Below are 7,758 nucleotides of genomic sequence, written 5' to 3'. Positions count from 1 at the left end.
CACGGGGTGATCGCGCTCTCCCCCAAGGAATGCCGGTGTTTGAGGTTTTTTCTACGCCAGCCGAGGCAAGTCAGTTGTCGGCAACAATTGGAACTGAACCTTTGGGAGTGGGACAATCAACCAAAGGGCACTGCCGTGATCAAGGCTCGCGACTCTGCCCCTAGCAGCCTAAAGTCCCTGTGGTTGCTATTCTTGGGGTATCGGCGCTAGAGGTGCAACCTATGCTTCGACAATACCGCTCTCTTTTAGGGGCAACCCTTGCTGCCTTTGTTTTGCCCTTGGCCGTGGCGCCCACCGTAACTGCCCGTCCTCGCTTTCCAGGGGCAGCGGTGATGGATCGTGAAGCGGAAAAAGCAATTCGCGATTTGTCCAAAGCCCAATATGAAAGGATGCGGGCAAAATCAACCCCCAATGCCGATGGCGAGCTTCTGCAGTTGGGCGATCGCCTACTCGCTTCAGCCCAGCAACTCCAGCAAAGCGGCAACCACTTCCAAGCTAAGGAAACGGCCAAGGCAGCCGCCCGCGTTTATGAAGCAGCCCGCAATCTGGGAGAAGCCCGCAGTGGCCAGGCGCTGCTCTCGCGCAGTTACTACGATGCCCCTTTCCAAGTGGAGCGGGAACGCAGTCGCACGCAGGCAGAAATTGCCTACTTTGGCAAGGAAAACGCCACCGTTCGCCAACTCTTTGACCGTGCCCAGCAACTGGTCCAGTCCGCTCCCCTCGCCACGCCTGTCGGTTCTGCTCCCAATGTTGCTACCCTAGCTACCCATCGCGCGGCTGTCCAACTCTTTAAGGCTAGTCGCCACCTGATGCGGGCTGAGCTGGGGTTTTAGAAGCCCATGGCCTTGGCAACCATTTGCTCAGTGGCTGGAATGTGGCGGTGGAAGCGATCGCTCTCCTGCTTGAGCGCCGTTTCTGGATCCTTGAGACCATTGCCGGTAAGTACACAAACCACCGTGGCACTACTGGGCACCTGATCGGCCAATTTTAGGAGGCCCGCCACTGAAGCGGCACTGGCGGGTTCACAGAAGATTCCTTCCTCGGAGGCTAGCAGACAATAGGCATTGAGGATTTCCTCATCGGTAACGGCATTAAAGGCACCTTGGCTGGCTTCTTTGACGGCGACTGCCCGTTGCCAGTTGGCAGGATTGCCAATACGAATGGCCGTGGCTATTGTTTCCGGATGGGTGACAACCTCACCCTTGACGAGGGGGGCAGAACCCGCCGCTTGAAAGCCCATCATGCGTGGTAGGCGATCGCAACGATTTTGCTCACGATATTGGCAAAAGCCCATCCAGTAGGCGGTAATGTTTCCTGCATTGCCCATGGGGATACACAGCCAATCGGGGGCGTTGCCCAAGCTATCCACCACCTCAAAGGCGGCTGTTTTCTGCCCTTCCAGCCGATAGGGATTGACGGAGTTCACCAAGGTCACAGGATAAGTTTCCGCCATTAGGCGCACAATCTCTAAAGCTTGATCAAAGTTGCCCTCAATGGAAATGACTTCGGCACCGTAGAGAAGCGCTTGGGCGAGTTTCCCTTGGGCAACATAGCCTTCGGGCACCAAGACATAGGCGCGCAGTCCAGCTCGTCGGGCATAGGCGGCAGCAGCGGCTGAGGTATTGCCTGTGCTGGCACAGATGACGGCTTCGGCGCCTGCTTCCTTGGCTTTAGAAATGGCCATTGTCATGCCGCGATCTTTGAAGCTCCCCGTCGGGTTGAGGCCATCGTACTTGACATAAACTGAAACATTGCGACCAATGCGCTCAGCAATCCGCGGTACAGGAATCAGGGGGGTATTGCCCTCATAGAGCGTGACCACGGGCGTGCGATCGCTCACGGGCAAAAAGTCGCCGTAGGCGTGAATCAGGCCATGCCAAGCCGGACGGATGGGGGGAGCAGAGAGGGTTACAGGCACAGGTACGCAGTCAAGAAATATGAATAAATTTGAGGCTGAGGATAGAGTGCAGCCACACAGTACGATAATTTTAGCGATCAGGGGTTACACTTGCCAATTGCCGCCCTAGGGGAGAGCTACACAATGCGCTTAATTTTGATCCGCCATGGTGAGGCTGTGGGTAATGCCTCAGGTGTCATGTTAGGACGGCAAGATGTACCCCTCACAGAACGGGGACGGCAGCAAGCCCTTGCCCTGCGGGAAAAACTCCCACCGCCGAATGCCATTTACACGAGTCCGCTGCAACGCTGCCGCGATACGGCTACGCTGATCAATCCCTGTCCCGAGTTAAAGATTCAGGAGCTAGCGGAGCTAATTGAAATTGATCAGGGGATTTTCACAGGACTGACTTGGGCGCAGGCACAGGCGCAGCATCCTGACCTCTGTAAAGAGCTAGAAGAAAGTGACTACCTGATTCCAGTCCCCGAAGCAGAGTCAATGGCCATGGCTTGGCAGCGAGCAAAACAGGCTTGGAAACAACTCCGCCGCCACAGCGATAAGGACTGCGTTTGGTGTATTAGTCACGGCGGCTTTTTGCAGTGCCTGATCAGCGTTGTTCTGGGGAGCGATCGCCTGTGGGGGATGGAAATTCCGCCGGCTGCTTGGTTTGACTTCTCAGTACGAGTGGATTTAGATGGCCGCTTTGAAGCAGAAAATATCCGCTGGTGGCGCATCAATGCCTTCAATCAGAACCTCTAGGCTGAAAACGCCATTGCCCGTTTACAAACCAACCCGACCTTCTGGAGGGAAGTCAGCGTGGTCACTGCGATTGCTCAGGCAATCATCAGCTTCCGAGATTTAGAGACCAAGTTAGGTCTCAACAAATCAACCAGCCCTCACTGTTTCCCTGAATGGCAATCCGAAACGCCATCGTTAACATCTAGGGAAATAGAAGCACTCAATCGCTGATGCCAAAGGTATTTGCTTTATCCAGAAGAGAGTAAACTTCCCACCGACTAAAGTCGGGGCTTTCAGCAGCCCTAGGCGATTTGGCAAGCCAAATAACCTGAACTTCCAGCAAGCGTTACGCACTCGCCCAATAAGGAAATCATGATTGCACCATTCAGATTCGAAGTTCATTTAGCAATTTCGCGTCGCTCCAAATCCACACCAACGACTGTGCTAGGTGCAGAAGGTTCAGGACCTCATGGGTGAATTGGATGTGGATAGAGTAGGAGCCGTCCCGATGTTGGCACAACTGGGCAGATGTTGGCTTTCGCCCTCTCAACCAGTTCTTTTGGTAATTACCAATATCGAGCTGAATGTTTTCCCGACCATCCAAAAGAGTCAGGCTAACCGACCACTCGTTTTCCTTAAAGGTAAGGACGCGAGCATCATAATCAGCTGAAGTCGGCTTGAATTCTTTGACAGCTTTACCTTTCAGTTTGGCGGTCTTGCGGTTGGCTCCCACTCTGGCACAAACCCGCACAGCTTGATTCGCACTCAACCCAAACCGAGAACGAAGTTCCTGATAAACCCTGTTTTGAATGGTTATCTTATTCGTTACTTTCGGTTGAACCGTTTTGTTGGCAAAGTTACAAGCATCTGCAAACGCTTTCAAGAATCTCTCGATGTTCAGAGACTGTTCAGGGGTTGGTCGGAGCTTGCAAACGACTGTTAGGGTTTGTTCCATGAATAAAACTGTATTATCTCTAACAACGACTAAAGTGGTCTTTGTCTTTCCGCCCGTACTAAAGTGACGGGGCTTCCAGACATAAATAATTCGGTGAAGCCTGTGCGCGACTACCTCGGCAATTTACTGAACAGCATCCCCAGGTTCCATGGAGCGATGTTGTTGGGTTTCGCAGTATTGCTGTGCACGAAGTATTTTGCCTTGAACTGGCGAATGGTCTGGGTAACAGCTACCCCAGAAGTACCGCTGTTGCGGGCACAGATTGTTCATGTTTTAGAGCAGTTGGGTGATGATCAACTCGACCTTGAATGCTAAATCCCTGATGGTAGTGGGAACCACCTCCCATGCAGGTAAATCCCTCCTCACAGCGGTGATTTGTCGTTGGCTGGCGCAGCAGGGCTACCGTGTCACCCCCTTTAAGGGACAGAATATGGCCTTGAATGCCTACGTCACCCGTGAGGGGGGCGAAATTGGCTATGCTCAAGCAATGCAGGCCTGGGCGGCAGGGATAGAACCCGAAGTGGCCATGAACCCGATTCTCCTCAAGCCCCAAGGCAATATGACCTCGCAAGTGATTCTTAAGGGGCAGGTGGCGGGGGTTACCCAAGCGGCAGACTACTATCGGGACTATTTTGAGCGGGGTTGGCAGGCGATTACCGAGGCCTTGGCGGATCTCCAACAGCGCTTTGACTGGATTGTGTGTGAAGGGGCAGGCTCCCCGGCGGAAATCAATCTTAAGCACCGCGATCTCACTAATATGCGGGTCGCAAAGTATCTGGGGGCACCAACGATTCTGGTGGCGGATATTGATCGGGGGGGCGTGTTTGCCCATATTGTCGGGACATTGATGCTGCTAGAGGCTGACGAGCGAGCACTGATTCAAGGGATTGTCATTAATAAATTTCGGGGCCAGCGATCGCTCCTTGACAGTGGTGTGCAATGGCTAGAGGAGACCACGGGGGTACCAGTCTTGGGTGTGATTCCATGGCTCGAGCGCCCCTACGCCGCTGAAGATTCCCTTGATCTATGGGATCCGCGTCCCCAACGCCAAGGGGCAGACTTGAAAATTAAAGTAATTCGCCTGCCGCGTATTGCCAACTTCACTGATGTGGATCCCCTGCTGGCGGAACCCAGTGTCTCCCTTGAGTTTCTGCCCCCCCATCGTCCCTTGGGGCAGCCCGATGCCGTGATCCTGCCGGGGACGAAAACGACGATTGCCGATCTCCACGTCCTGCGGGAAACGGGAATGGCAGCGCAACTGCAAGCTTATGCTGCCCAAGGGGGAACCATTCTCGGTATTTGCGGCGGTTGGCAGATTTTGGGTCAGACCATCAGCGATCCGCTGGGCTTAGAGGGCTGCTCCGGCACCTATGAAGGACTGGGACTCATGCCGCTGCACACCCAATTGAGGGCAACCAAATGCACTCGACAACAACAAACCCAATCGCTGTATTTTCCCTGTGCTGAGCCAATCGTGGGCTATGAAATTCACCAAGGCCAAAGTGAATACACCGGTGATCTCAGCGGTTGGCAACCCCTTTTTACTGCCTCAGAACTTGGCCTTGTTAACGCAGCGGGCACACTTTGGGGCACATATCTGCATGGGCTATTGGAAAATGGGGCTTGGCGTCGCCATTGGTTGAATGGGTTGCGATCGCGCCGACAATTGCCACCCCTACCCACAGCGATTCCCCACTATGCCGAGCAACGGGCGGTTGCCCTCGATCAACTTACAGAAGCCGTCATGGCTCACCTGAACCTAGAGCGCATTTGTAAATTATGTTGATGTAAAAATTTCAAATTGTTAGCAATTGTCATCCCTTGCAAATGACTCCCCTAGACTGAGGAACGATGTGCTGATGATAGGGAGTGCAAAAGGACAATGACAGTGGCTGCTTCTTGGTCAGTGGGAATCTTAATTGTTTCAGCGATCGCCGCTTTGGGTGGCTTAAGCTGGCTTTTATACACCGCCCATCAAGAGGAAAAACACTTTCCCCTGCGGGAGTATTCCCCCCAAGAGGCTTACGGTGAAACCCTTTGGCGCATGATCTTTGTCTATTGGCTGGTCTATTGTGGTGCGCGGGGTCTGCAAATCGCTGTACCATTAGAAGGCACGGATTTGGGTCAAATGTGCAAAATTACTGCACTCTTGGCCTTTTTGCTCACCACCTCTTCGCTGCTTTGCTTACCGATGCACTATTGGCAGGCACGCCAGCGCCAGCAACAACTCAATTAAGTCTAATTAAGTCTCGATTCTCTGCCTATAAAGTTCCATGTGGTCTGACCTGCTCCAACAACTCCTTGATCGCCAAGCCCTGACGCAAGAGCAGGCCACCCGGTTAATGGAAGGATGGCTGGCAGCAGAAATTCCCGATGCCCTCTCCGGTGCTATTCTCACGGCATTACAGTTCAAGGGGCTGACGGTTGAGGAACTCACGGGCATGGCCAATGTATTGTTGGCTCAGTCCGCAGGTGCGCCGCTGAATTTAGCCGAACCCCTCATTGATACCTGCGGCACGGGGGGCGATCGCGCCGGTACCTTTAATATCTCCACAGCGGTTGCCTTTGTTGTAGCGGCAGCGGGGGTCAAAGTGGCCAAGCATGGCAATCGTTCCGTCTCTAGCCGCGTCGGTTCGGCGGATGTTCTTGAGTGCCTAGGGGTCAATCTTGCCCACAGCGATCCCGCGTTTTTACTCAAAGAAGTGGGAATTACGTTCCTCTTTGCCCCCGGTTGGCATCCTGCCATGAAAGCCGTGGCTCCCCTACGCCGTACCCTGAAAATTCGCACTGTTTTTAATCTCCTCGGTCCTTTGGTGAATCCGCTCCATCCCACAGGGCAGGTGATTGGTGTTTTTAGCGATCGCTATCTGGAAGCCATGGCCGGTGCCCTGCAACGTCTCGGCCGCCAACGGGGCATTGTCCTCTATGGTCGCGAAGGGGTGGATGAAGCTACCCTCGGCAATATGACGGATTTGGTGATGTTTAGTAGCCCTGAGGAGTCACTGCGCCAAGAAGTCCTTGATCCCCAAGCCTTGGGACTCGCCAGTGCACCCCTGAGGGATCTGGCTGGGGGAGATGTCCAGACTAATGCCGAAATTCTTACCCAAGTTCTTCAGGGCAAAGGTACAACGGCTCAGCAGGAGGTGGTAGCGCTCAATGCGGCCTTAGCCCTCTACGTGGCAGCGGCAGTTCAGGATTGGTGGGAAGGGGTGGATCGGGCAAAGGCGATTCTGGCCAGTGGCGCAGCATGGGACAAGTTACAGGCCTTAGTGACGCTCTCCAATGAATCCTAGGGTGTCTGCCTATTTACCGCCGTGGTGTGTCTTGGATCCCCTGTTGGATCAATGGTTACAGGAGGACATTGGTCGGGGCGATCGCACCACCCAAGCCCTGCATCTCCAAGACCGCTGGGGAAAAGCCCACATTCGTCTCAAAAGCCAAGGCGTGATTGCCGGTCTGCCCATTGCGGAGCGGGTTTTTCAACGCCTCACACCAAGTGTCGTGTTCACCTACGAGCAGCCTGAGGGTGTCATCTGTCAAGAACCAACAATTGTCGCCCGAATTGAAGCGCCCCTAGAAACCTTACTCCTTGGTGAACGGCTGGCCCTCAACTGTTTGATGCGTCTCAGTGGCATTGCCACCCTCACCTATACCTATGCCCAAGCAATTGCCGATTTGCCGACGCAACTGGTGGATACTCGCAAAACCACACCGGGGCTGCGCCTGCTAGAAAAATATGCGGTGGCGGTGGGGGGTGGTGTCAACCATCGCTTTGGCCTTGACGATGCAATCATGATTAAGGACAACCACATTGCAGCAGCGGGGGGAATCACGGCTGCGGTTGAAAAAGTCCGCCAAGCTAGTCCCTTTCCCTTGGCCATTGAGGTGGAAACCGAGACGCTAGAGCAGGTACGCGAAGCTCTCTCCGTGGGGGTGGCAGTGATCATGCTCGACAATATGCCGATTCCAGAGATGAGCAAAGCAGTGGCAATGATCCGCGCCGCAGCCCCCCACATTAAAATTGAGGCCTCTGGCAACATCACCCTGGAAACCTTGCGAGCAGTAGCCTTGACAGGGGTGGATTACATTTCGACGAGTGCGATGATTACGCGATCGCCCTGGCTAGATTTTAGTTTGACGATTCTTTGAGTCTTTTTTTTGAGTGCCT

General features: G+C 54.0%; 10 protein-coding genes. 8 read left to right on the top strand and 2 right to left on the bottom strand.

Annotation, left to right across the window (positions count from 1 at the left end; all coding sequences use genetic code 11):
• Together ACK4HN_RS10600 and ACK4HN_RS10595 are read left to right on the top strand one after the other, a co-directional pair.
• Nucleotides 1–210: helix-turn-helix domain-containing protein (locus ACK4HN_RS10600; RefSeq protein WP_409877612.1), on the top strand; the 210-nt coding region annotated here is incomplete at its 5' end.
• Nucleotides 211–221: 11 nt separating this feature from the next.
• Nucleotides 222–833, top strand: coding sequence for a hypothetical protein (locus tag ACK4HN_RS10595; protein WP_409877610.1), 612 nt, complete (start codon nt 222–224; stop codon nt 831–833).
• Here the strand turns inward: ACK4HN_RS10595 and thrC are convergent.
• Complete coding sequence (gene thrC / locus ACK4HN_RS10590) at nt 830–1,918, bottom strand: threonine synthase (RefSeq protein WP_409868497.1); 1,089 nt, start codon at nt 1,916–1,918, stop codon at nt 830–832. The two genes, ACK4HN_RS10595 and thrC, sit on opposite strands and share 4 nt — an antisense overlap.
• Nucleotides 1,919–2,041: 123 nt before the next feature.
• Between thrC and ACK4HN_RS10585 the strand changes: the two genes are divergently transcribed.
• The gene (locus tag ACK4HN_RS10585; RefSeq protein ID WP_409868498.1) at nt 2,042–2,656 is read left to right on the top strand and encodes a histidine phosphatase family protein; all 615 of its coding nucleotides are present in this window, start codon (nt 2,042–2,044) and stop codon (nt 2,654–2,656) included.
• A 364-nt stretch (nt 2,657–3,020) separates the two neighbouring features.
• On the opposite strand, the gene ACK4HN_RS10580 is transcribed toward ACK4HN_RS10585, so the two are convergent.
• Complete coding sequence (locus ACK4HN_RS10580) at nt 3,021–3,590, bottom strand: hypothetical protein (RefSeq protein ID WP_409868499.1); 570 nt, start codon at nt 3,588–3,590, stop codon at nt 3,021–3,023.
• Between the two features lie 156 nt (nt 3,591–3,746).
• Here ACK4HN_RS10580 and ACK4HN_RS10575 point away from each other — a divergent pair, with 156 nt between their 5' ends.
• From ACK4HN_RS10575 to nadC, 5 genes are all read left to right on the top strand, one after another.
• Nucleotides 3,747–3,905, top strand: coding sequence for a hypothetical protein (locus tag ACK4HN_RS10575; protein WP_409868500.1), 159 nt, complete (start codon nt 3,747–3,749; stop codon nt 3,903–3,905).
• Nucleotides 3,880–5,376 carry a cobyric acid synthase gene (locus ACK4HN_RS10570; RefSeq protein ID WP_409868501.1) on the top strand — a complete coding sequence of 499 codons (1,497 nt, stop codon included), beginning with the start codon at nt 3,880–3,882 and terminating at the stop codon, nt 5,374–5,376. Before ACK4HN_RS10575 ends, ACK4HN_RS10570 begins: the two co-directional genes overlap by 26 nt.
• A gap of 96 nt (nt 5,377–5,472) precedes the next feature.
• Nucleotides 5,473–5,826, top strand: a complete 354-nt coding sequence (locus tag ACK4HN_RS10565; RefSeq protein WP_181496244.1) for a hypothetical protein — start codon at nt 5,473–5,475, stop codon at nt 5,824–5,826.
• A 37-nt stretch (nt 5,827–5,863) separates the two neighbouring features.
• Complete coding sequence (gene trpD, locus ACK4HN_RS10560; protein WP_409868502.1) at nt 5,864–6,883, top strand: anthranilate phosphoribosyltransferase; 1,020 nt, start codon at nt 5,864–5,866, stop codon at nt 6,881–6,883.
• Complete coding sequence (gene nadC / locus ACK4HN_RS10555) at nt 6,873–7,739, top strand: carboxylating nicotinate-nucleotide diphosphorylase (RefSeq protein ID WP_409868503.1); 867 nt, start codon at nt 6,873–6,875, stop codon at nt 7,737–7,739. The genes trpD and nadC overlap by 11 nt, the downstream gene beginning before the upstream one ends.
• The last annotated feature ends 19 nt before the right edge of the window (nt 7,740–7,758 follow it).

Origin of the sequence: Thermosynechococcus sp. (assembly GCF_046299655.1) — a bacterium.
Taxonomy (GTDB): Bacteria; Cyanobacteriota; Cyanobacteriia; order Thermosynechococcales; family Thermosynechococcaceae; genus Thermosynechococcus.
The sequence above is the reverse complement of the archived record's forward strand: the minus strand, read 5'-3'. Positions and strand labels throughout refer to the sequence as shown.